Annotated in this window: 17 protein-coding genes and 1 pseudogene; 15 read left to right on the top strand and 3 right to left on the bottom strand. The window is 65.2% G+C overall.

All coding sequences use genetic code 11. The features are described 5' to 3' along the window. Nucleotides 1-30 precede the first annotated feature (30 nt). The 8 genes from iolC to MYCSM_RS20480 are packed head-to-tail and all read left to right on the top strand — an operon-like array spanning nt 31 to nt 8,973. On the top strand, nt 31-1,002 hold the full coding sequence (gene iolC, locus MYCSM_RS20445) for a 5-dehydro-2-deoxygluconokinase (protein ID WP_015308067.1): 972 nt from the start codon (nt 31-33) through the stop codon (nt 1,000-1,002). Then, nucleotides 995-1,876 (top strand): Cgl0159 family (beta/alpha)8-fold protein, encoded by an 882-nt coding sequence (locus MYCSM_RS20450; RefSeq protein ID WP_015308068.1) that lies wholly within the window; start codon nt 995-997, stop codon nt 1,874-1,876. The genes iolC and MYCSM_RS20450 overlap by 8 nt, the downstream gene beginning before the upstream one ends. Nucleotide 1,877: 1 nt before the next feature. Continuing rightward, the gene (gene iolB, locus MYCSM_RS20455) at nt 1,878-2,738 is read left to right on the top strand and encodes a 5-deoxy-glucuronate isomerase (protein ID WP_015308069.1); all 861 of its coding nucleotides are present in this window, start codon (nt 1,878-1,880) and stop codon (nt 2,736-2,738) included. A gap of 1 nt (nt 2,739) precedes the next feature. Next, nucleotides 2,740-4,671, top strand: coding sequence for a 3D-(3,5/4)-trihydroxycyclohexane-1,2-dione acylhydrolase (decyclizing) (gene iolD, locus MYCSM_RS20460; protein ID WP_015308070.1), 1,932 nt, complete (start codon nt 2,740-2,742; stop codon nt 4,669-4,671). Continuing rightward, nucleotides 4,668-5,570 (top strand): sugar phosphate isomerase/epimerase family protein, encoded by a 903-nt coding sequence (locus MYCSM_RS20465; RefSeq protein ID WP_015308071.1) that lies wholly within the window; start codon nt 4,668-4,670, stop codon nt 5,568-5,570. Before iolD ends, MYCSM_RS20465 begins: the two co-directional genes overlap by 4 nt. A 14-nt stretch (nt 5,571-5,584) precedes the next feature. Beyond that, nucleotides 5,585-6,595: a Gfo/Idh/MocA family protein gene (locus MYCSM_RS20470; RefSeq protein ID WP_041314525.1), complete on the top strand. Its 1,011-nt coding sequence runs from the start codon at nt 5,585-5,587 to the stop codon at nt 6,593-6,595. Beyond that, on the top strand, nt 6,595-7,470 hold the full coding sequence (locus tag MYCSM_RS20475) for a sugar phosphate isomerase/epimerase family protein (RefSeq protein WP_015308073.1): 876 nt from the start codon (nt 6,595-6,597) through the stop codon (nt 7,468-7,470). Before MYCSM_RS20470 ends, MYCSM_RS20475 begins: the two co-directional genes overlap by 1 nt. 9 nt (nt 7,471-7,479) lie before the next feature. Then, the gene (locus tag MYCSM_RS20480) at nt 7,480-8,973 is read left to right on the top strand and encodes a CoA-acylating methylmalonate-semialdehyde dehydrogenase (protein WP_015308074.1); all 1,494 of its coding nucleotides are present in this window, start codon (nt 7,480-7,482) and stop codon (nt 8,971-8,973) included. A 218-nt stretch (nt 8,974-9,191) separates the two neighbouring features. Here MYCSM_RS20480 and MYCSM_RS20485 read toward each other — a convergent pair whose 3' ends face one another. Next, nucleotides 9,192-11,369, bottom strand: a complete 2,178-nt coding sequence (locus MYCSM_RS20485) for a glutamine synthetase III family protein (protein ID WP_015308075.1) — start codon at nt 11,367-11,369, stop codon at nt 9,192-9,194. A gap of 199 nt (nt 11,370-11,568) precedes the next feature. On the opposite strand from MYCSM_RS20485, the gene MYCSM_RS20490 reads away from it, so the two are divergent. The 3 genes from MYCSM_RS20490 to fdhD are packed head-to-tail and all read left to right on the top strand — an operon-like array spanning nt 11,569 to nt 15,908. Further along, nucleotides 11,569-12,669 carry a Gfo/Idh/MocA family protein gene (locus MYCSM_RS20490; protein ID WP_015308076.1) on the top strand — a complete coding sequence of 367 codons (1,101 nt, stop codon included), beginning with the start codon at nt 11,569-11,571 and terminating at the stop codon, nt 12,667-12,669. Nucleotides 12,670-12,726: 57 nt separating this feature from the next. Further along, on the top strand, nt 12,727-15,084 hold the full coding sequence (locus MYCSM_RS20495; RefSeq protein ID WP_015308077.1) for an FdhF/YdeP family oxidoreductase: 2,358 nt from the start codon (nt 12,727-12,729) through the stop codon (nt 15,082-15,084). After that, entirely contained in the window at nt 15,084-15,908 is an 825-nt protein-coding gene (gene fdhD / locus MYCSM_RS20500) for a formate dehydrogenase accessory sulfurtransferase FdhD (RefSeq protein ID WP_015308078.1), read from the top strand. Before MYCSM_RS20495 ends, fdhD begins: the two co-directional genes overlap by 1 nt. A 6-nt stretch (nt 15,909-15,914) precedes the next feature. Here the strand turns inward: fdhD and MYCSM_RS20505 are convergent, their stop codons facing one another. Further along, a complete protein-coding gene (locus tag MYCSM_RS20505; protein WP_015308079.1) occupies nt 15,915-16,799 on the bottom strand; it encodes an alpha/beta fold hydrolase in 885 nt (294 codons plus the stop codon). Further along, nucleotides 16,800-17,111, bottom strand: coding sequence for an acyl carrier protein (locus MYCSM_RS20510; protein WP_015308080.1), 312 nt, complete (start codon nt 17,109-17,111; stop codon nt 16,800-16,802). Nucleotides 17,112-17,323: 212 nt separating this feature from the next. On the opposite strand from MYCSM_RS20510, the pseudogene MYCSM_RS20515 reads away from it, so the two are divergent. The 4 genes and pseudogenes from MYCSM_RS20515 to MYCSM_RS20530 form a co-directional block, all read left to right on the top strand. Continuing rightward, nucleotides 17,324-17,548 (top strand): annotated as a pseudogene (locus tag MYCSM_RS20515) (glycosyltransferase); the annotation flags it as partial. A 182-nt stretch (nt 17,549-17,730) separates the two neighbouring features. After that, the gene (locus tag MYCSM_RS20520; RefSeq protein ID WP_232425636.1) at nt 17,731-19,497 is read left to right on the top strand and encodes a fatty acyl-AMP ligase; all 1,767 of its coding nucleotides are present in this window, start codon (nt 17,731-17,733) and stop codon (nt 19,495-19,497) included. Beyond that, nucleotides 19,494-23,651, top strand: a complete 4,158-nt coding sequence (locus MYCSM_RS20525) for a type I polyketide synthase (protein ID WP_015308082.1) — start codon at nt 19,494-19,496, stop codon at nt 23,649-23,651. The genes MYCSM_RS20520 and MYCSM_RS20525 overlap by 4 nt, the downstream gene beginning before the upstream one ends. Beyond that, nucleotides 23,648-24,349: a thioesterase II family protein gene (locus MYCSM_RS20530; RefSeq protein ID WP_015308083.1), complete on the top strand. Its 702-nt coding sequence runs from the start codon at nt 23,648-23,650 to the stop codon at nt 24,347-24,349. Before MYCSM_RS20525 ends, MYCSM_RS20530 begins: the two co-directional genes overlap by 4 nt. The last annotated feature ends 4 nt before the right edge of the window (nt 24,350-24,353 follow it).

The following is a 24,353-nucleotide window of genomic DNA, read 5'->3' on the forward strand; positions in this document are numbered from 1 at the left end:
AGCAATCACCCCTCTCCCGGAAGGCTGACCTTGAGCACCGCACAGCCATTTGACGTCCTCGCCATCGGGCGCAGCGGCGTCGACATCTATCCCCTGCAGATCGGTGTGGGCCTCGAAGACGTCACGACATTCGGCAAGTTTCTGGGTGGCAGCGCCGCCAACGTGACAGTGGCCGCAGCACGGCTGGGCAACCGGGCGGGGCTGATCTCCGGCGTCGGCAACGACCCCTTTGGCACGTTCGTTCGGGACGAGTTGGCGCGATTGGGCGTCGACAACCGCTACATCGCGACCCACGGCGAGTACCCGACTCCCGTCACGTTCTGCGAGATCTTTCCGCCGGACAATTTTCCGCTGTACTTCTACCGCAAACCCAGCGCACCGGACCTGCAAGTGCGCGCCGATGAGATCGACGCGGACGCAATTCGGGATGCCCGGTTGTACTGGTCGACGGTCACCGGTCTGTCCGAGGAGCCAAGCCGCAGTGCGCATTTCGCCGCATGGGAAGCACGCGGACGTAAGCCGTTCACGGTGTTGGACCTCGACTACCGGCCGATGTTCTGGGAGTCGCCCGCCGCTGCGACGGAACAGGTGCAGCGTGCGCTGCAGCATGTAACGGTCGCGGTCGGCAACAGCGAGGAGTGCGAGATTGCCGTCGGAGAGCGCAACCCGCACAAGGCCGCCGACGCATTGCTCGACCTCGGCGTCGAGCTGGCGATCGTCAAGCAGGGCCCGCGCGGTGTGCTCGGCAAGACGCGATATTCGCATGTGATGGTGGCGCCCAACGAGGTCGACGTCGTCAACGGCCTCGGCGCAGGCGACGCGTTCGGCGGCAGTCTGTGCCACGGCCTGCTGCACGGTTGGCCGCTGGAGAAAACGCTGCGGTACGCCAATGCCGCAGGCGCGATTGTCGCCTCGCGCCTCGAGTGCTCGACCGCGATGCCGACCGCCGCGGAGGTGGCCGAACTCGCGGAGCAGGCCGCAGTGGAGGCCGTCAATGTCTGACGCTCTTTGCAAGGACTACGCCGAGATCACCGAACTGCGCGCGACCAATCCCGCCGCGATCGACCGCGCGTGGCAGAACCGCACCACCCGGCCGACGGTGCGCGGCAACGGTCGGTTGATGATCGTGGCCGCCGATCACCCGGCGCGCGGTGCGCTCGCAGTGGGCTCGCGGCCCACCGCGATGAACAGCCGCACCGACCTGCTCGACCGGTTGCGGGCCGCCCTCGCCGATCCCGGCGTGGACGGCGTGCTCGCCACCGCCGACATCCTCGACGATCTGGTGCTGTTCGGCGCGCTCGAGGACAAGGTGGTGATCTCGTCGATGAACCGCGGCGGGCTGGCAGGCGCTGCGTTCGAACTCGATGACCGTATGACGGCGACCACCGCCGCGGCGACTGCCGCGATGCGGATGAACGGCGGAAAGATGTTGTGCCGCATCGACCTCGGCGATCCCGGCACCGTCGCCACCCTCGAAGCATGCGCGCGGGCGATCGACGAACTGGCGTCGCACGGGTTGATCGCCATGGTCGAGCCGTTCATGTCGTCGCGCGTCGATGGCAAGGTCCGCAACGACCTGTCCCCCGATGCGGTGATCAAATCCATCCACATCGGGCAGGGCCTTGGCTCGACGTCGGCATACACCTGGATGAAGCTGCCGGTGGTCGAGGAGATGGACCGTGTGATGGAGGCGACGACACTGCCGACGCTGCTGCTCGGCGGCGATCCCGCCGACCCCGACGAGGCGTTCGCCAGTTGGGAGAAGGCACTCGGCCTGCCGTCGGTGCGCGGCCTGATCGTCGGCCGCACACTGCTTTACCCGGCGGACGACGATGTCAGTTCCGCGGTGGCGACCGCCGTCTCTATGGTGAGGTGACATGCACAGCAAGTTCTACATCCCCGCGCGCAGCGCCACTCCCCCGTACACCGTCGACGTCACCCCCGAGTCGGCAGGCTGGACGGAGTCGAGCCTGCGCGTTGTCGAGTTGGAAGCGGATCTCACACTGGCGACCGGCGATACCGAGGTGATGATCCTGCCGCTGGCCGGCCGGGGATCGGTCACCGCCAGCGACGAGACGTTCGAATTGTCTTTGCGGGCATCGGTTTTCGACGGCCCCGCCGACATGGTGTACATCGGCACCGGCCAGAGTTTCACATTGGCGGGTGACGGCCGGTTTGCGATTTGTGGTGCGCGCGCCGCCAGGCAACTGCCCAACCGCCGGGTGGCCGCCGCCGACGTGCCCGTCGAGCTTCGTGGCACCGGTAACTGCAGCCGTCAGGTGCACAACTTCGGCACCGCAGGCGTTTTCGAGGCCGATTCGTTGATCGCGTGCGAAGTGATCACCCCTGGCGGCAACTGGTCGAGCTATCCGGCACACAAGCATGACGAGAACACGCCCGTGGAGTCCGCACTGGAGGAGATCTACTACTTCGAGATCGACTCGGGGCCAGACGATTCCCGCGGCTTCGGTTACCACCGCGTCTACGGCACACCTGACCGTCCCATCGAGGTGCTGGAAGAGGTCCGCAGCGGCGACGTCGTCCTTGTCCCGCACGGCTACCACGGCCCCTCCGTCGCCGCGCCCGGCTACCACATGTACTACTTGAATGTGATGGCGGGCCCCGGCGATGAGCGGGCCTGGAAGATCGTCGACGATCCCGAGCACGCCTGGCTGCGCGGCACCTGGGAAGGCCAGGCCGTCGATCCTCGGCTGCCCCTGCGATCACAAGGAGTGTGACGTGGTCTCCAAAGCATCCGCATTCAAGGCCGCTCACAACGAGCCGACCGTGCGACTCACCGTCGCCCAGGCCACAATTCGGTTCCTCGCCAACCAATACGTCGAACGCGACGGCGAACGCAGGAAGTTCTTTGCGGGCTGCTTCGGCATTTTCGGGCACGGCAACGTGGCGGGTATCGGCCAGGCACTGCTGCAGGCTGAACTCGATGAAAACGGTCCGTCGCTGCGATATGTGTTGGGCCGCAACGAACAAGCGATGGTCCACACGGCGGCGGCCTATGCACGTCAGAAGGACCGACTGCAGGCCTGGGTGGTGACGGCCAGCATCGGTCCCGGCTCGACCAACATGCTGACCGGCGCGGCGCTGGCCACGATCAACCGGCTGCCGGTGCTGCTGTTGCCGTCGGACACCTTTGCGACGCGCGTCAGCGCGCCGGTACTACAGGATCTCGAACAGCCTCACGACAATGAGCTGACCGTCAACGACGCGTTCAAGCCGCTGTCGCGGTTCTTCGACCGGGTGTGGCGCCCGGAGCAGTTGCCGTCGGCACTGTTGGCCGCGATGCGCGTACTCACGGATCCTGTCGAAACAGGGGCGGCGACGATCGCCCTGCCACAGGATGTTCAGGCCGAGGCGTTCGACTGGCCGGAATCGCTGTTCGCCGAACGGACTTGGCACATTGGGCGGCCGGTGCCCGAGCGGTCGGTGATCGCCAGGGCCGCCGAGGTGATCCGGTCCGCACAGCGGCCGTTGATCGTGGCGGGCGGCGGCGTGATCTATTCCGGCGCCAGCGACGCGCTGGCGGCGTTCGTCGAGAAGACCGGTATCCCGGTATCGGAGACTCAGGCCGGCAAGGGGTCGCTGCCGTATGACCACCGGTACGAGGTCGGCGCGATCGGCTCGACCGGGACGACGGCCGCCAACGACTTGGCTGCTCAAGCCGACGTGGTGATCGGAATCGGCACCCGCTACAGCGACTTCACCAGCGCGTCGCGGACGGCGTTCAACGATCCGGATGTGCGGTTCGTCAACATCAACGTGGCGTCCTTCGACTCGGTCAAACAGGGCGGCCTGTCGGTGGTGGCCGATGCACGCGAAGCTCTGGAGGCTTTGTCGAGCGCGCTGGGTGATTACTCGGTGACCGACGAATATCGGGTGAAGACAGCAGAACTCGCGCAGGAATGGGACCAGACGGTGTCGGCCGCCTATCGGGTGGAGGACGACGGCAGCGCCCTGAACCAGAGTCAGGTCATCGGGCTGGCCAATACGTTGTCCGATCCGCGCGATGTGGTGGTCTGCGCGGCCGGCTCGATGCCGGGGGACTTACACAAGCTGTGGCGCACCCGCGAGCGCAAGGGCTACCACGTCGAATACGGCTACTCCTGCATGGGCTACGAGATCGCAGGCGGCATCGGAATCCGGATGGCCGCGCCCGACCGCGACGTGTTCATCATGGTCGGCGACGGGTCGTATCTGATGATGGCGACCGAACTCGTCACCGCGGCGCAAGAGGGCGTCAAGGTCATCGTGGTGCTGGTGCAGAACCACGGCTTCGCGTCGATCGGTTCGCTGTCGGAGTCGTTGGGCTCGCAGCGGTTCGGCACCGCCTACCGCTATCGCAGCAGCGACGGCCGCCTCGACGGGGACAAGCTGCCGGTCGACCTGGCCGCCAACGCCGCCAGCCTCGGGGCCGAGGTGATCCGCGTGACGACGGCCGCCGAGTTCACCGATGCGGTCAAGGTGGCCAAGGCCAACGAGCACACCACCGTCATTCATGTCGAGACCGATCCGCTGCTGTATGCACCCGACAGCCAATCGTGGTGGGACGTTCCGGTGAGCCAGGTTTCGGCATTGGAGTCCACGAAGACGGCGTATGAGACGTATGCCGAATGGAAGAAGGTTCAGCGACCATTGACTAGGCCATCCGAATGAGCACCATTCTCGTCGGCTCAGCACCCGACTCGTGGGGCGTGTGGTTCCCCGATGATCCCAACCAGACGCCGTATGGCCGCTTCCTCGACGAAGTGGCCGCGTCCGGCTATCAGTGGATCGAGTTGGGGCCCTACGGGTATCTGCCCACCGACCCGCATAAGCTGTCCGACGAACTCGCGTCGCGCAACCTGAAGCTGTCCGCGGGCACGGTATTCGAGCACCTGCACCAGGACAATTCGTGGGATGCCGTGTGGAAGCAGATCGAGGACGTCGCAAAGCTGACCGCCGCTGTCGGCGGCAAGCATGTCGTCGTCATTCCCGAGATGTGGCGTGACCCGGCCACCGGCGAGGTGCTCGAGGACCGCAACCTCACCGCTGAGCAGTGGCGCAAGAAGACCCGCGGCATGAATGAACTCGGCAAGGCGATGTTGGAACGCTACGGCGTGCGAGCGCAATACCATCCGCACGCCGACAGTCACGTCGACACCGAAGAGAACGTGTATCGCTTCCTGGACGGCACAGACTCCGAATTCGTCAACCTGTGCCTGGACACCGGCCACATCAGCTACTGCGGCGGCGACAATCTGGCGATCATCGACCGGGCGCCCGACCGCATCGGTTACCTGCATCTCAAGCAGGTCGATCCGGAAGTGCGGGCCCAGGTCGAGGCGGAGGATTTGCCGTTCGGTGAGGCCGTCAGACTCGGCGCGATGACCGAACCGCCACGCGGAATCCCGGAGATGCCGCCGTTGCTCGACGCGATCGAGAAACTCGGCATCGACGTGTTCGCGATCGTCGAGCAGGACATGTACCCGTGCGACCCCGACCAGCCGCTGCCGATCGCTGCACGCACCCGCAGTTACCTCGGGTCGTGCGGCGTCCCGTCGGTGAAGTTCTAGGAGTTCGAATGACCATGTCAGATTTGCGTATTGCCGTGCTTGGTGTCGGCGTGATGGGTGCCGACCACGTCACCCGCATCACGAGCCGAATCAGCGGCGCCCGGGTCGCGGTCATCAACGACTACCTGCCGGAGAAGGCCGCGGAAGTCGCGGCTTCCGTTCCCGGCTCGAGGGTGGCCACCGACCCGTTCGACGCGATCAACGCCGACGACGTGGACGCCGTGCTGCTCGCGACGCCGGGGCCCACGCACGAGAAGCAACTGCTGGCCTGCCTCGAACAGGGCAAGCCGGTGCTGTGCGAGAAACCGTTGACCACCGACTCGGCTTCATCGCTGGAGGTGGTGCGCCGCGAGGCTGCAATGGGCACGCCGCTGATTCAAGTGGGTTTCATGCGCCGCTTCGATCCCGAATATCAGCACCTGAAGATCCTGATCGACGGCGGTGAACTCGGCCAGCCGTTGGTGATGCACTGTGTTCACCGAAACCCCACGGTGCCACCGAGTTTCGACTCCGCGATGGTCGTGCGGGACTCCCTGGTGCATGAGGTCGACGTGACGCGGTTCCTGCTTGGCGAGGAGATCGCGTCGGTGCAGATCATCAAACCGATGCCGAATCGCGGTGCGCCGCGCGGACTGCAGGACCCGCAGATCGCGATCTTCCGGACAGTCAGCGGCAGGCACGTCGACGTCGAGGTGTTCGTCACCACGGGCGTCGCCTACGAGGTACGCACCGAGGTCGTCGGCGAACTCGGCAGCGCCACCATCGGTTTGGACGTCGGGCTGGTGCGTAAGTCGGCCCCGGGACTCTGGGGCGGACGCATCACGCCGGGCTTCAGGGAGAGGTTCGGGACTGCCTATGACATCGAGGTGCAGCGCTGGGTCGACGCCGTGCGGTCCGGTGTCAACGTCGATGGGCCGACGGCGTGGGACGGTTACGCCGCGGCCGCCGTCTGCGAGGCCGGTGTCCGCTCGCTGCAGACCGGCGAAGCCGTCGACGTCGAGCTTGCTCAACGAGTGAGCATCTGATGAAGGTCGCGCTGGATCCCACTCCGTTGCACCACGATGTCGAGCTGCTCGAATTCCCGCGCGTGGTGGCGGAATTGGGCTACGAGTACCTGCAGCTGACCCCGCACCGGGATTTCATCCCGTTCTTCAATCATCCGCGCGCCGACGACGAACTGGTCGCCCGGTTCCGTAGGGCGTGTGCTGATGCGGGCGTCGGCATTGCCTCGGTGTTGCCGGTGCTGCGCTGGTCTGGTCCCGACGAGGATGCCCGCGAAGCCGCGGTGCGCAACTGGAAGCGCGTCATCCAGATCACCGTCGACCTCGGCGTCAACGTGATCAACACCGAGTTCTCCGGGCGGCCGGAGCGGGCCGAGGAGTCCGAGCGGGCGTTCTTCCGTTCGATGGAGGAGCTGCTGCCGATCTTCGAGCGTGAGGGCATCGACGTCCGAATCGACCCGCACCCAGACGATTTCGTTGAGGACGGGCTCGAGGCGTTGCGCATCATCCGTGGGCTGAACTCGCCGAACGTCGGTTTCGTTTTCGTCGCCTGCCACGCTTTCCACATGGGCGGCAACATGACGGAGATCATTCGTATGGCGGGCGATAGGCTGCGTCTGGTGCATGTCGCGGACACGATGGACCACCGTCGCAGTCACGGCCTTCGCTACATCACCAACCCGCCCGGCAACCCGGCACGAGTGCACCAACACCTCAAGATCGGCGACGGCGACGTCGACTGGGACGAGTTCTTCGGCGGCCTGGCCGAGATCGATTTCTACGAGCGCCCCGACACCGTCATGGTGTCATCGGTTTTCGCCGAGAACGAGAACGCGCACGAGGTGTCGCGCTACCAACTCGCCACCATGTCCGACTACGTATCCAAATACCGCAAATAGGAACACACCATGACACAGACAATCCCCCACTGGATCAACAACAAGCCCTATGCGGGCGATGCAGACAACAGCCTGCCGGTGACGAATCCGGCGACCGGCGCGGTGACCGGTCAGGTGGCGTTGGCCACCGTTGAGGATGCGCGCACCGTGATTGATGCGGCCGCCGCGGCGTTTCCGGCGTGGCGCGACACCTCGCTGGCCAAGCGCACTCAGGTGCTGTTCAAATTCAGGGAGCTGCTCAACGAGCGCAAGGGTGAACTGGCCGAGATCATCACCAGCGAGCACGGCAAGGTCGTCTCCGATGCCTTGGGTGAGGTGTCGCGTGGCCAGGAGGTCGTCGAATTCGCCTGCGGTATCCCGCATCTACTCAAGGGCGGGTTCACCGAGAACGCCTCGACCAAAGTCGACGTCTACTCCATCCGCCAACCCTTGGGTCCGGTCGGCATCATCAGCCCGTTCAACTTCCCGGCGATGGTGCCGATGTGGTTCTTCCCCATCGCCATCGCCGCCGGCAACACCGTCGTCCTGAAGCCGTCGGAGAAGGATCCCTCGGCGTCGCTGTGGCTGGCCAACCTGTGGGCCGAAGCCGGCCTGCCCCCAGGGGTATTCAACGTTTTACAAGGCGATAAGACCGCCGTCGACGAACTGCTGACCAACCCCAAGATCAAATCCGTGTCGTTCGTCGGCTCCACCCCGATCGCCCAGTACGTCTACCAAACCGGGACCGCGGCCGGAAAGCGCGTCCAGGCATTGGGCGGGGCCAAGAATCACGCGGTGATCCTGCCCGACGCCGATCTGGATCTGGCCGCCGACGCGATGGTCAACGCCGGCTTCGGCTCGGCAGGGGAACGCTGCATGGCGATCTCCGCGTGTGTGGCGGTCGGGCCGATCGCCGACGATCTGGTCGCCAAGATCGCCGAGCGTGCCCACAGCATCAAGACCGGCGACGGCACCGGAGACGCCGACATGGGCCCGCTGGTCACCCGCGCGCACCGCGACAAGGTCGCCTCCTACATCGACGCCGGGGAGGCCGACGGCGCCAAGATCGTCGTCGACGGCCGCGGCGTCACCGCCGATGGTGGTGCCGACGGGTTCTGGCTGGGCCCCACCTTGATCGACCACGTCACCCCCGAGATGAGCGTCTACACCGACGAAATCTTCGGACCCGTGCTCTCGGTGCTGCGCGTGGAAACCTACGACGAAGCCCTCGATCTCGTGAATTCGAACCCGTACGGCAACGGCACCGCGATCTTCACCAACGACGGCGGGGCCGCCCGACGCTTCCAGAACGAGGTCGAGGTCGGCATGGTCGGCATCAATGTGCCGATCCCGGTGCCGATGGCCTACTACAGCTTCGGCGGCTGGAAGGCCTCACTGTTCGGCGACACCCACGCCCACGGCACCGAAGGCGTCAACTTCTTCACCCGCGGCAAAGCCATCACCAGCCGCTGGCTCGACCCCAGCCACGGCGGCATCGAACTCGGCTTCCCCCAAAACAAGTAGCCCCAACTACCGCGAGCGACCGTGTCTGCACGTCGACACGCCGCGTGATGACGTGCAAAAGCGGTCGCTCGCGGGAGGATCGACGTGACTGAACCCCTACACGTGGCGACGGCGCGACATGATCGCCGGCCAGCTTAGAAAGGATCGCCGAGTGTGGGGTATGCGGGTCTACCAGTGCCCGCGCTGACGGGCACCACCCCACACTCGGCGACGTCTGCTCAGAGGATGTAGAGCATCTCCTGATAGGTCGGCAGTGGCCACAGATCGTCGGCCACAACGCTTTCCAGCGCGTCGGCCGCGGCACGGACCGCATCCATTGCCGGCAGCAACGCGTCGCGCGCGTGCAACGCTTCGTCGTAGGCGCTATCGGCGGAGTGTTCCGTGAGCGCCTTCTTCAGATCCGTCAGCGAATTGGTCAATTCGGCGATTGGCTCGGAGACCGACTCCAGCAGTGCGAGGCTCGGCGTGACGGCCGCCTTCTTCAACGCTGCGACGTTCTGCGCCAGCTCCGTCTGGTAGCGCATCGCCGCGGGAAGTATGACCGTCGAGCCGATCTCGAACGTCAGCTTGGCTTCCACTGCAATCGTCAGCACGTACTGCTCCAGCCGAACCTCGTAGCGACTGTGCAGTTCTCGCTCGTTGAACACACCGTACTTGTCGAACAGCTCGACGGATTCGGGTGCAATCAACGACGGCAGCGCGTCCGGCGTGGTCTTGAAGTTCGGCAGGCCGCGCTCGGCCGCCTCGATCTGCCAGTTCTCCGAGTAGCCGTCGCCGTTGAACACGACCGCCCCGTGCTCGGTGATGATGTCGGTGAGCAGCTTCTGCACCGACTTGTCGAAGTCCTCACCGTCCTCGACCGCCTTCTCCAAAATTGTTGCGATGTAGTCGAACGAGTCGGCCATGATCGTGTTGAGGATGATCATCGGCACCGCAACGGTCTGGCCAGATCCCGGCGCGCGGAACTCGAACCTGTTGCCGGTGAACGCGAATGGGCTGGTGCGGTTGCGGTCACCCGGGTCGGTCGGCAGCGGCGGCAGGGTATCGACGCCGATGATCATCGTGCCCTTGCCCTTGGACGACGTGGCCGCGCCCTTGGCGATCTGCTCGAACACGTCGGCCAGCTGGTCGCCGAGGAAGATCGAAATGATCGCGGGCGGGGCCTCGTTGGCGCCGAGCCGGTGGTCGTTGGTGGCCGATGCCACCGAGATGCGAAGCAGCGGTGCGTATTTGTGCACACCCCGGATGACCGCCGCACAGAACACCAGGAATTGAGCATTCTCATGTGGGGTGTCCCCCGGCACCAGCAGGCTGCCGAGTTCCGCGTTCCCTACCGAGAAGTTGACGTGCTTGCCAGATCCATTGACACCCGCGAACGGCTTCTCGTGGAACAGACACTCCATGCCGTGCTTCTTGGCGATGGTCTTGAACGTCGTCATCAGTAGTTGCTGATGGTCGGAGGCGAGGTTGGCCCGCTCGAACATCGGCGCCACCTCGAACTGGCCGGGTGCCACCTCGTTGTGCCGAGTCTTGGCGGGAATGCCGAGCTTGAACAGCTCCCGCTCGGTGTCCATCATGAAGCCCAGCACCCGCTCGGGCACCGCACCGAAGTAGTGGTCGTCGAACTCCTGGCCTTTAGGTGGCTTTGCGCCGAACAGGGTGCGGCCGGCGTTGATGAGATCCGGCCGCGCGAGGAAGAAGTGCCGGTCGACAAGGAAGTACTCCTGTTCCGGACCGCAGAACGACACCACCTTCTCGAGTTTCTCGTGTCCGAATAGCTTCAGGATGCGCTCGGCGTGCATACCCATTGCCTGCTGGCTACGCAGCAGCGGAGTCTTGTAATCGAGAGCGTCTCCGGTCATCGACACGAACACCGTTGGGATGCATAGTGTGTTGCCGTTCGGGTTCTCCAAGATGTACGCCGGGCTGGTGACATCCCAGCCGGTGTAGCCGCGTGCCTCGAATGTGCTGCGCAAGCCGCCCGACGGGAAACTCGACGCGTCTGGCTCTCCCTGGATCAGAGTTTTGCCGGCGAACTCGGCCAATGTTTGGCCGTCGGACACCGGCTCCAGGAAGCTGTCATGCTTTTCGGCGGTCAGGCCGGTCATCGGATAGAACACGTGGGCGTAATGGGTGGCGCCGCGCTCCAGTGCCCAGTCCTTCATCGCGGCGGCCACCGCGTCAGCGACTGCCGGGTCGAGTTTCGCGCCCTTCTCGATGGTCGCGACCACGGATTTGAAGACCGACTTGGGCAGGCGCAGCTGCATCTCAGCCTTGGTGAAGACATTCGACCCGAAGATCTCGCCCGGCGCCTCGCCCGGGTCGAAGCTGATCGCAGGAGGGACATACGCCTCGACACTGTTGATCGCCTGCAGGCGTACCGCATTTCCGCTCAATTGAATTCCTATCACCCCAGATGCTCGCATCTGATTTGCTCGACGTTGACCGGCCAACCCTAGGGACCGTCGATGGCAAACTTGTTACGCCGACGTCAACACCACAATGCGGGCAGAAGCAGCGGCGAGCGTGCGCGAAATGTCCGCAAATGTCGGCGTGTCGACGTACAGACCCGCACGCTCGCGGAGAATGTGACAAATGCGACGGCTGAGGGCAGGGATGGTCGGCGGCGGGCCGGGCGCGATGATCGGCGCCGCGCACCGCCACGCCGTGTGGCTGGACAACCAATACGACCTTGCCGCAGGCATTTTCGGGCGCGACGCAGCAGCGTCGGCTGAGTTTGCCGCTACCCTCGGCGTCGAGCGCGTGTACGACGACTACCGCGACATGGCGCGCGATGAAGCCGGGCGCCTGGACGTCGTCGCGGTGGTAACCCCGAACGACAGCCACTTCGACATCGCCAGGGCTTTCCTCGAGGCGGGCATCGCGGTGGTGTGCGAGAAGCCGCTGACCAATGACTCCGCGTCCGCGGCCGAGCTTGTCGCGATCGCGAAAGCCAACAACGTGATTCTCGCTGTGCCCCATATCTATTCGGCCTACCCGATGGTCCGGCACGCCGCGCGGATGGTGCGCAACGGCGACCTCGGCCGCATTCGCTTCGTCGCCGCAGAACACGCATCGGGCTGGGCATCGGCGGACGTCCAGCAGTGGCGGATGGATGCCGAACGGGGCGGCGTCGCCACCGCTGTCGCCGACGTCGGCACCCACGCGTTTCACTTGCTGCGCTACGTCACCGGACTCGAGGCCACGCGCGTCTCGGCCGAACTCAGCACACTGGTGCCGAACAGGCCGGTGTTCGACAACGCGACGATGCGGCTGACGCTGTCCAACGGCGCGCCGGCAACCGTGTGGGCGACGATGGCGGCCACCGGTCACGAGCATGGCCTGCGGATCCGGGTGTTCGGCGACGAGGCGAGCCTGGAGTGGCGCCACGAAGATCCGCAGCACTTGATCGTCCGCGATCTAGAGGGCGGCGCGACGATCCTGGCGCACGGCATGAGCACGCTGTCCCCCGACGCCACCCGCCTCACCCGCGTCGGCCTCGGCCATCCAGAGGGTTTTCTGGAAGCGTTCGCCAACTTCTACCTCGACCTGGCGGACCTGTTGCGAGGACACGACGCACCCGAGTTGTCCATCCCCACCGGCGTCGACGGTCTGATCGGCATCCAACTCGTCGAAGCCGCCATCGCCTCTCACCAACACGACGCGACCTGGGTGAATTTCCCGGAAAGTCCGTGACACGGGCTAAGGGCCGACCGGCGTCACAGCGCTTTCTGAACGTCCTACGCTGGTTTCATGCGGTTGGGTAAACGACGCGACATCACCCATGACTTCGACGCCGACTACGACGAGCATGCGGTGGTAGTGACCGGTCCGGAGCATGAGGCGGCGGGCGTCAAGGCCGTCATGGTGTCGCTGCAGCGCGGACTGAAATCGATGGGCGCGGCGCGGACCGCTGCGGCGCTGGCCCGGCTGAACCAGCGGCATGGCTTCGACTGCCCCGGCTGCGCATGGCCGGAGGAACACGGTGGCCGCAAATTCGCGGAGTTCTGCGAAAACGGCGCCAAGGCCGTGGCCGAGGAGGCCACCAAACGCGTCGTCGCCCCTGAGTTCTTCGCCAGACACTCGATCGCCGATCTTGACGCCCGACCCGAATATTGGTTGTCACAGCAGGGCCGCCTGACTCATCCCATGGTGCTGCGGCCCGGCGACGACCACTACCGCCCTATCGAATGGGACGAGGCGTACCGGTTGATCGCCGACGAACTTCGCGCGCTGGCCCATCCGGACGAGGCGGTGTTCTACACATCGGGCCGCACCAGTAACGAAGCGGCCTTCCTGTACCAGTTGTTGGTCCGCAGTTTCGGCACGAACAACCTGCCCGACTGCAGCAACATGTGCCACGAGTCGTCCGGGCACGCACTGATCGAGGCCATCGGGATCGGCAAGGGCTCGGTCACCGTCGACGATGTCACCAAGGCCGACCTGATCGTGATCTGCGGACAGAATCCCGGCACCAACCATCCGCGGATGCTGTCGACCTTGGAGAAGGCCAAGGAGAACGGCGCGAAGGTCATCGCCGTCAACCCGTTGCCAGAAGCGGGGCTGATCAGGTTCAAGGATCCGCAGAAGGTGCACGGTGTGGTCGGCAACGGAATCCCGATCGCCGACGAGTTCGTGCAGATCCGCATCGGCGGAGACATGGCGTTGTTCGCAGGTATCGGCCGGTTGATGCTGGAGGCCGAGGACAAGGCGCCTGGCAGCGTGCTCGACCGCGACTTCATCGACAAGTACTGCGCGAACTTCGACGAGTACGAGATGCAGACCCGCGCTGTGGACATCGACACGGTGTTGGAGGCCACCGGCGTCGATCGGGCTCAGCTGGACCGCGTCGCCGCGATGATGATGGCCTCCGAACGCACAGTCGCGTGTTGGGCAATGGGGCTGACGCAGCACCGGCACGCGGTGCCGATGATCTCGGAAGTCACGAACGTCTTGTTGATGCGCGGCATGATCGGCAAGCCCGGTGCGGGACTGTGTCCGGTTCGCGGCCACTCCAACGTTCAGGGCGATCGCACGATGGGCATCTGGGAGAAGATGCCCGAGGAGTTCCTTGCCGCTCTTGACGACCGGTTCGGCATCGTCAGTCCGCGTGAGCACGGCCTTGACACCGTCGGCGCGATCCGCGCGATGCGCGACGGGCACGCGAAGGTGTTCATGGGTATGGGCGGCAACTTCGCGATGGCCACGCCGGACACCGCGGTCACCGAGGCGGCGTTGCGCAATTGCGCACTGACCGTGCAGGTGTCGACGAAGCTGAACCGCAGCCACATCGTGCATGGCCGCACCGCGCTGATTCTGCCATCGCTGGGCCGCACCGACCGAGATATCCAGAACGGCACCAAACAACAAGTGTCGGTGGAGGATTCGATGTCGATGGTGCACCTGTCGCGCGGCAGCCTGCACCCGCCAAGCGATCAGGTGCACAGCGAGGTGGCCATTGTCTGCCAACTGGCTCGCGAACTGCTCGGGCCGGATCACCCGGTGCCGTGGGAGCAGTTCGCAGGCGATTACGACACCATCCGCGACGCCATCGCGGTCGTCGTGCCAGGCTGCGAGGATTACAACCGCAAGGTACGCCAGCCCGACGGCTTCCAGCTGCCCCACGGCCCGCGTGATTCACGCGAGTTTCCAACCAGCACAGGCAAAGCCAACTTCGCAGCCAACCCGCTGCAGTGGGTGCCCGTGCCCGAAGGGCGGCTGGTGTTGCAGACCCTGCGCAGCCACGATCAGTACAACACCACCATTTACGGTCTCGATGACCGTTACCGCGGCGTCAAGGGTGGTCGTCGCGTGGTATTCGTCAATCCCGCCGACATAACGAGATTCGGGCTCGCCGAGGGTGAACGTGTCGACCTGGTCTCGGAGTTCACCGATGGCGAGGACAACCTGCAGGAGCGGCGCGCCAAGGACTTCAAGGTCGTGTCCTACTCGACGCCGGTCGGCAACGCCGCGGCGTATTACCCGGAGACCAATGCCTTGGTGGCGCTGGATCATGTTGCAGAGAAGTCGAATACCCCGGTGTCCAAGGCGGTCGTGATTCGGCTCGAGCGCTCGGCCGGCGTGAAGTCTGACGATCGGGTGGTCACTTAGTGGGACGGGTGACGGCCCGGCGCCGGGTTCAGCACGTGACCGCCGACAGCGCGGTCGCGCGACCCGACACGCTGGTCGTCGAGGAGCCTCTGGAGATCCGCGTCAACGGCACACCGATCACCGTCACGATGCGCACACCCGGATCGGATATCGAACTGGCGCAAGGCTTTCTGCTCACCGAGGGGGTGATCGCCAACCGCGACGACGTGTTGACCGTGCGGTACTGCAAGGGCGCCACCGACGAAGGCGTCAACACCTACAACGTGCTCGATGTGACACTGGCGCCCGGCGTCGAGATGCCCGACGTTGATGTCACCCGCAATTTCTACACCACGTCCTCGTGCGGAGTGTGCGGCAAGGCGTCGCTGGATGCCGTGCGGCTCATCAGCAGGCACTGCCCCGGTGACGACCCGTCGACGGTGGCCACCGAAACGCTCTCAGCCATGCCGGACAAGCTGCGAGCCGCGCAGAAGGTGTTCGCCAGCACCGGCGGCCTGCACGGTGCCGCCCTGTTCGACACCGACGGCACCATGTTGGCCGTGCGCGAAGACATCGGCAGGCACAACGCCGTCGACAAGGTCATCGGCTGGGCGCTGGAGGCCGACCGCATCCCGCTGGCCGCGACCGTGCTACTGGTCAGCGGGCGCGCATCGTTCGAACTCACTCAAAAGGCCGTGATGGCAGGCATTCCCGTTTTGGCCGCGGTGTCTGCGCCGTCATCGCTGGCGGTGGACCTGGCCAGCCAGTCCGGGCTGACGCTGGTGGCGTTCCTGCGGGGCGAATCGATGAACGTCTACACCCGGCCAGACCGCGTCAAACACTGACCGCGGCTACGCGGCCAGAGCCAGCGACGAAACCTCGCAGGTTTGGGTAACAAAGTCGTCGATGAGATCCGCCACGATTTCAGATTGCTGCATCTGCGGGTCGTGCCCCGCCCCTGCGATGATGTCCAGTCGACTGCCCGGCAGCGCGTGGTGTGCTGCGTGCGCGTGGGCCACCGGGATGATCCGGTCGTTCTCGCCACCGATGATCTGGGTCGGCAGATCCGCGAAAGCGTGCAAGCATGACAGCGCCGAGGCCGCCTGGCCGCGCAGGTTGACCACGGATCGCAGGGTTCGCAGGAAAACCCGCCGGTCATCTCGATTCGGAACCGACTCGCGAACGGTTGCGGCCTCCCCGGTCCAAATCGCACGGCCGGCGGCGATGAGCGGCAAAACGAACCCTGCGCCGGGCACTGAGCACATCCGCAGCAGAGCGCTGACCTCGGAGCCGAAGCCGCCACTGTTGAGCAGGACCAGTCGCCTGCAGTAGCTCCGGTGCTGTGCGGCGAACGTCATCGCCACCCCACCGCCGAGCGAGTGGCCAACCACCGTCACCGTGTCGATCCCGAGGGCATCCAGCAGGTCACGAAGAAGGCGGGCAAACACGGCAGGTGAATATTCACCGCGCGGCTTGTCCGATCGACCATGGCCCAAGAGATCAATTGCGATGACGCGATACTTGCTCGAAAGTTTCGGCATCACCTCCGCCCAGCTGGACGAGCTACCGCTCAGGCCGTGCACCAGCAGCAATACCTCGCCTGCTCCGGCGTCGCGATATGCCACCCGGTGGCCATTGAGGTTGATGATCTCCGGGGATGCGACGGCAGCCGTCACAGACGGGCGGGATCGCCGAACCTCATGGCGATCGAAGCCGACGCCTGTGACGGCGACCATTTACGCCACGACCTCTTGCTGCTTCGTGACTGCGGAATCGATGAACTCGGCGATGTGCGCCAGGGTCGGGTAGTCGAAGATCAACGTCGGATCGACGTCGATGTCGAAGTGTGCCTCGATGTCACCGACGAGGCTGATCGCATGTACCGAATCGACGCCCATTTCGGCGAGCGGAACCATCGGGTCGATCGAAGTCGCGGGGAGTTCCAGGTACGACGCGAGCTGGGTCGTCAGCCAACCCAGGATCAGGCGGTCGGGTCCTCGCAGCCGACGTTGGGCGATAGCGAAGCGGGAGATGTTGTCCGAAGTCATGCATGAAATGGTCTTTGATCAGGCATTGGTCCCGTAATCGCCGGAAAGCCAGATTCCGCTCCCGAATGGATAGGTTTCTCTGGCTGCCAAGCAAGTGCGGTGTCGCGGGCAAGCTCCAGGAAATCTCCACACAACCTCCAAGCTTGGACGGCGGCTGAGTTCGACCATCGATCCCATGCCTGAAGTCCTCATCGCCTCGCTGTCCCCGCCCCGGCGAGGACGTCATCGTGGTCGCCACCACCGGCGGACGTGACCTGTTGCAGCTCACCGCGGCACTACCAATGAATGCCTATGTCGCCGAATACATTCCGCACGAAGTGCTGCTACCGAAGGTCGACGTGACCCTCACCAACGGTGGCTACGGCGCGGTGCAGCGGACGTTGTCGATGGGTGAGCCACTGGTTGTCGCGGGCGCCCACCCGCGAGGTAAACCCGAAAGACGCCGCTGACCGCCCGCGGATTGGCCGCAGAAGTCTTTGCCAAGTCCACGACTCGATTCACGCCATCGACTGCCCGACAGGTTTATCCTGTTCAGCACAAGCTTTGCTGGATCGGGCATGGTCCAACGGGGTGGACTTCGTGCCGGGACAGCTGATTCCCCGGGGGGAAGCGGTGTGAAGTGGCTGACACCAACGGTGACATAGCCCGAGAACTCGGGTCCGAAGGACTTGTCGGTCGGCTGCGGTCGATGTTCGAAACATACAGTGACACACGCAAGTTCGTGTTCCTCCAGGAGTCTGGCCGCGCCCTTGTCGAGGATGCGACGACCCTGCGCGACTTGGACCGCCGCGCGCGCGAGATCGCCGTGTGGCTGGCCGCGCAAGGAGCGACCCGGCCGGTGCTGTTGCTGTACGAACCCGGTCTCGAGTTCTGGCGGACCTTCCTCGGCTGTCTGTACGCCGGGGTCATCGCGGTGCCCACGCCGTTGCCGGTCGATGAACGCAGCATGCAGCGTGTCGCCAGAATTCTGCACAACGCCGGGGCAGCCCTGGCCTTGACCAGCGCGAGCCTCCGCGACCTGCTGGCCGGCGGCATCGGCGCACTCGACTTGGACCAGCCGATCACATGTGTGGCCACCGACGAGGCAGCGCTGGCCGATGCCGACGAGTGGAGCATGCCGGCGCTCACCGCAGATACTGTCGCGTTTCTTCAGTACACGTCTGGCTCGACGGGCGACCCCAAAGGCGTCGCCGTCACCCACGGCAATCTCGTGAGCAACTTGACCGCCATCTCCGAAGCCCTCGGCCTCGATGAGGGGATGACCCTCGTCGGCTGGATTCCGCACTTCCACGACATGGGCCTGATCAGCGTGCTCACTGCCTTTCTCGTCGGCGGAAACGTCACAGGGATGTCGCCTCTTGCCTTCCTCAAACGGCCGATCCGACTGCTCAAAGCGATCAGCGACTATCGCGGAACCATTTGTGCTGCACCCAATTTCACTTATGACCTGATCGCGCGGCGGATAACGTCCGAGCAGTTGGCCGGCGTGGACCTTTCCACGTGGCAAATCGCGCTGAATGGTGCTGAGCCCGTGCGCCGCCGCACCATGGAACGGGTCATCCAAACCCTCCGACCCGCCGGATTCGCCCCGACGGCGATGCGCCCCACCTACGGCATGGCCGAGGTGACACTGATGGCGACCGTCAGCGGCGACACCCAGCATTACCTCGACGCCGACGCCGACTCGCTGGAGCAGAATCGCTACGCACCCGCCAACGGCCGAGCGGTCAGCCTCGTGAGCTCCGGTGCGCCCGCACCGGGCATCGAGGTCCGCATCGTCGACCGCGAATCCTGCGACCCGCTGCCCCAGGACTGTGTCGGTGAGATCTGGCTGCGCGGCCCGAGTGTGGCCAGCGGCTACTACAACCGCCCCGACGAGACCGTCGACCGCTTCCAGGCGCACACCGCCGACGGCGAAGGCCCCTACCTGCGCACCGGAGACCTCGGACTGCTTCACGAGGGCGAGCTCTACGTCACCGGTCGCTGCAAGGACCTGCTGATCGTCAACGGGCGCAACCTCTACCCCCAAGACATCGAAGAGTTCGTCCAGGAGGTGCACCCCGCCGTCGCCGGTTCGCGGGGCGTGGCCGTAGCGGTAGACGTCGACGACACCGAACGGCTGGTGCTCGTCCAGGCCGTCAAACCCGAACTGCTGGGCGACACCAGCTATGAGGAGTTGGCGTCCGCCCTCAAGAGCGCCGTCGCGCGCGCCTTCGAAATGCCAGCTCCCATCGTGGTGTTCGTCACCCGGCCCGGCGTCCACCTGACCACAAGCGGAAAGGTCCAGCGCGCCTCGATGCGGGCAGCCTTCATGGCAGGCCAGCTCACCGACGTGGTGCACGAAAGCCCGGATGCCGCCTTGCGCCCGAAGGAGCCGACGGCATGACAGACATCGCCGTTGTTGGCCTGGACTGCCGGTTCCCGAAGGCCGACGATCCCGCTGCGCTGTGGAAGCTACTGCTCGACGGGGCGGACGGTATCGACGAGATCGGACCTGAGCGGTGGGATCCCGCGGAGTTGCACGCTGATGGCACGATCAATCACCGCGACGGCGGCGTCATTCGCGACGCAGACGCGTTCGACAACGATTTCTTCGGCATCACGCCGCGCGAAGCTCAAGCCATGGATCCCCAACAACGCCTGCTGCTGCAAACCACCTGGCGCGCAATAGAAAACGCCACCCTGGACCCGCGAGGCCAGGCCGGATCCAACACCGGGGTGTTCGTCGGTGTGATGGCCAACGAGTGGGCCCACCTACACATGCGTGACTACCGGGCAATAACCGCCCAATCCGGTTCCGGCAATGGCTATTTCATGACCGCCAACAGGCTGTCCTATCAACTGGACCTCAAGGGTCCCAGTCTGGCGGTCGACACCGCGTGCTCGTCGTCGTTGGTGGCGGTCCACTTGGCCACCCAGGCCCTGCGCAACGGAGAATGCGATCAAGCGATCGCGGCGGGTGTCAACCTGGCCCTCACCCCGGCGCTCAATGCCTTCTACACCCAAGCGGGACTCGCCGCTCCAGATGGCCGTTGCAAACCATTCAGCGGTGCGGCCGACGGAATCGGTCGTGGCGAAGGCGTTGCGGCGGTGGTGCTGCGCCGTCTCGAGGACGCGATGGCCGCGGGACTTCCGATATACGCGGTGATCAAGGGCAGCGCCGTCAACAGCGACGGTCGAAGCAACGGCATCACCGCACCGAACAGGTGGGCGCAGCAGCAGATCGTCACCGTCGCATGCGAAGCCGCAGCGATTGCGCCCTCGGACGTCAGTTTTCTCGAGGCGCACGGCACCGGGACGCTGCTCGGCGACATGATCGAAGCCAAAGCGCTTGCCTACCATCACCGTTCCCGCCGTGACGAGCCGTGCGCGCTCGGGTCGATCAAAGGCAACCTCGGCCACACCGAGGGGGCCGCGGGCATCGCCGGGCTGATCAAAGCGGTGCTGAGCCTGCACCACCGCGTGGTGCCGCCGTCACGGTTCGCCGACAGTGAGAATGCCCAACTGCGCCTGGCCGACGGCGGCCTGCGCCTACTGACCGAGCCGATGGTGCTGTCCGCCGAATCCGTCTTTGCCGGGGTGTCCAGCTTCGGGATCGGCGGCACCAACTGTCACGTCGTGCTTGCCAGTGCCCCAGAAGGGATTTCACCGCCGGACGTCACCGGCGGCGGAATACTCACGCTGTCGGCGGATTGTCCGGAAGCCCTATCCCGTAACGCCTTTCAGCTTGCCGACGACATCGAATCCAGCGTGGGTGCAATGGCGCAGCTCTGCTGGTCGACCAATCGAATCAAAGCCTCGGGCAAGACCCGCCTCGCGCTCGTGGCCCGCGACCGCGCCGAAACCGTTGCGGCCCTTCGCAACGCCGACGGCGTGATCGGCACCGCAGGCCCGATGTCGGCCGGTTGGCTGTTCAGCGGTCAGGGCACCCAGTTCCTGGGCATGGGTGACGCACTGTACGAAGAGAGCCCTGTGTACCGCTCCGCGTTCGATGACGTCGACGCCGCGATGGCGACACACCTCGGTCGGCGCCTGCACGACGTCACGGCCGACGAGCGCGTCGACGCAACCCAGTTCGCGCAGCCGTCGATCTTCGCTGTGCAATATGCACAGGCCAGAGCATTGCTGGAACTGGGTGCCGAACCGGCCTGGCTGCTCGGACACAGCATCGGTGAGTACGCCGCGGCCGTCATCGCCGACGCGCTGAGTCTGGACGACGCATGCCGGTTGGTGGCGGCCCGAGGTCGACTGATGGGCATGCTGCCCGCCGGTGGCGGCATGCTCGCCGTTCGCGCCGACGTCGCGGACCTATCCGGTTCCGCTCTCGACATCGCGGCGATCAACGGCACCGCCGAAGTCGTGCTGTCCGGGCCGTTGGACGACATCGACAAGACCGCAGCTGCGCTTCAGGAGCAGGGCATCACCACGCAAAAGCTCAACGTGTCCCATGCTTTTCACTCGCGCTTGATGGAACCGATGCTGGCCGATTTCGCCGACATCGCACGCCAATGCTCCTACCGCCTGCCCACCTTCCCGATCTTTTCGACACTGCGTGGCAGAATGCTCGGCGACGACGAACCGCTCGACGCCGACTACTGGATCGACCACGTCAGAAAAACCGTGCTGTTCGCCGACGCGGTAACCGAAGCGATGCGGGCCGAGCCGACACACCTCGTCGAATTCGGCGCCAAACGCACACTCGGCCCGATGATCACCCGAGCCCACGACGGTGCACCACCCTCGCTCGCGGTCGCGTCCGGCATCAGCGAAATCGTCGCAGCGCTCTACCGCGACGGACTCGACCCGGACTGGGACCTGCTGTACTCCAACGAGGCCCAGGTTCCGCACCGGTTGAGCGGCTACGTGTTCTCCACCGCGAACCGCTTCTGGATCACCGAACAGGCGCCCCCTTCCACAGCCATGACCCCCACAGTTCCCAAGGACTCCACCATGGACAACCTCATCGCACTGTTCCGTGAACAGGCTGCCGTGCTCGCCGCATACGGCCACGGCACCCCCGCGACCGCAGAGTCGCCTCCCCTGCCAACACCTGGCATCGATGTCGCCGGCGTCGTGCTGAACGAGGTTGCCCGGGTCAGCGGATATCCGCAAAGCTCCCTGCGCACAACGCAATCCATCATCGGCGACCTCGGTTTCGACTCCATCATGGTCACCGACATTTTCGGCGGCATCAGCCGCAAGCTCCCCGGCGTGACAATTGACGCGGCCGGATTCGGGCCGGCCACCACCATCGCCGAGCTGATCGCGATGGCCGGCGGCGCCAACCCGGCGTCCACCACCGGCGCCGGGCCGGCACCTGCCGTCCCCCCGCAGACCCGCATCAGCGACTTCGAGGAAGTCAAGGCTCTCGCCGAGCGGTTCACCCTCCTCGACGTCGCGGGTATCGAAAACCCCTACTTCCTCGTCAACGACGGCATCACCCGCGACACGTCGATCATCAACGGCACCGAGACGATCAACTTCTCCAGTTACAACTACCTCGGCATGTCTGGCCACCCGGCAGTGGAACAGGCGGTGGTCGAGGCGGTGCGTCAGTGGGGCAGCTCCTGTTCGGCGTCGCGGCTACTGTCCGGTGAGAAGCCGGTGCACCGAGAGCTGGAGCACGAACTGGCTCAGTTCCTCGGCACCGAGGACGCCATCGCACTGGTCAGCGGGCACGCCACCAACGTCACCGTAATCGGGCACCTGCTCGGCGACGGCGACCTCGTCATCCACGACAGCCTCGCTCACGACAGCATCATGCAGGGCTGCGCGCTCTCCGGCGCCACCCGCCGGCCGTTCCCTCACAACGATCCCGCCGCGCTCGACGAAATTCTGGGCCGCATCCGCGGGCAGTATCGCCGAGTGCTGATCATCATCGAAGGCATCTACAGTCAAGACGGAGACATCGCCGACCTGCCTTCCTTCATCGATGTCAAACGCAAGCACGGCGCCCTGCTCATGATCGACGAGGCCCACAGCATCGGCGTGCTCGGCAAGACAGGCGCCGGCATCGGCGAACACTTCGCCGTCGATCGCGCCGACGTCGAACTGTGGTCCGGCACCATGTCCAAGGCATTGGCCGGTTGCGGCGGCTATGTCGCGGGCAGCCGCGAGCTCGTTGAGTTCCTCAAATACACGACGCCGGGCTTCGTCTACAGCGTCGGTATGCCACCCCCGACCGCGGCCGCATCCGTCGCCGCGATTCGCACCATCCGACGCGAGCCCGAGCACCTTCGGCACCTCGAAGCGCTCTCCCGATTGTTCTTGAACCTCGCACGCGACGCCGGACTCGACACCGGCGACTCCGAAGGCACCCCGATCATCCCGATCATCGTCGGCAACTCGCTGACCGCGCTGAAACTCTCCGATGCGCTGCTGCTCCGCCGCATCAACGTCAATCCGATCCTGTATCCGGCTGTGCCGGAAGACAAAACGCGGCTCCGATTCTTCGTCACCAGCTGTCACTCCGAAGAGCAGATCCGATACACGGTCAAGGCCGTCGCGGAAGAACTCGCATCGGTCAACCAAGGCGCGTGACGCGCGTGAAGCTGTTCTGCTTCCCCCATGCCGGCGGAAGCGCGGTGCTCTTCAACGGGTGGCGGCGAGCTTTAGGCCCCCGCGTCGAAATCGTCGCGGTGGACGTCAGCCATCGCGAGCGTTTCGCAACTCTGCGGGCCCTTGTCGACGAGATTCACAGCCGGAGGTCCGGGCAAATGGACTCACCACATGCCTTCTTCGGCCACAGTTTCGGTGCGCTCGTGGCCTACCGGCTGGCCTGTCTACGTGTGGCGGCCGGTGTGCCGCAGCCCACCGCGCTCATCTTGTCTTCCTATCCGGCGCCACATCTCGCACCGCCGATACCCGCCGCTGGCACGCTTGACGACGATCGGCTGGCCACGCTGCTGACGGATTTGGGTGGCATCCCGCCGGAGCTTGCCGAGTGGCCGGCGCTGCGAGATGTCGCCACTGCGGCGGCCCGAAATGACTTGCGGCTCTGTGAGACAGACGAGGACGACCCGACGACCGTCCTGCCGTGCCCCATCCATGTCCTCGGCGGCATCGATGACCCGCTGGTCGCCGAGCCCGACCTCGACCAGTGGCGCACACGCACCTGCGGGCGGTTCAGCAGCCAGATGCTGCCCGGCGGCCATTTCTACCTCACCGACGAGCCGCAGTTGTTTCCTGTGCTGCGGCGGCTGCTGTCGGCATCGGAAGTCGGCAGCGTCAAATGTTAGAGCG

Origin of the sequence: Mycobacterium sp. JS623 (assembly GCF_000328565.1) — a bacterium.
In the GTDB taxonomy this organism is placed as follows: Bacteria; Actinomycetota; Actinomycetes; order Mycobacteriales; family Mycobacteriaceae; genus Mycobacterium.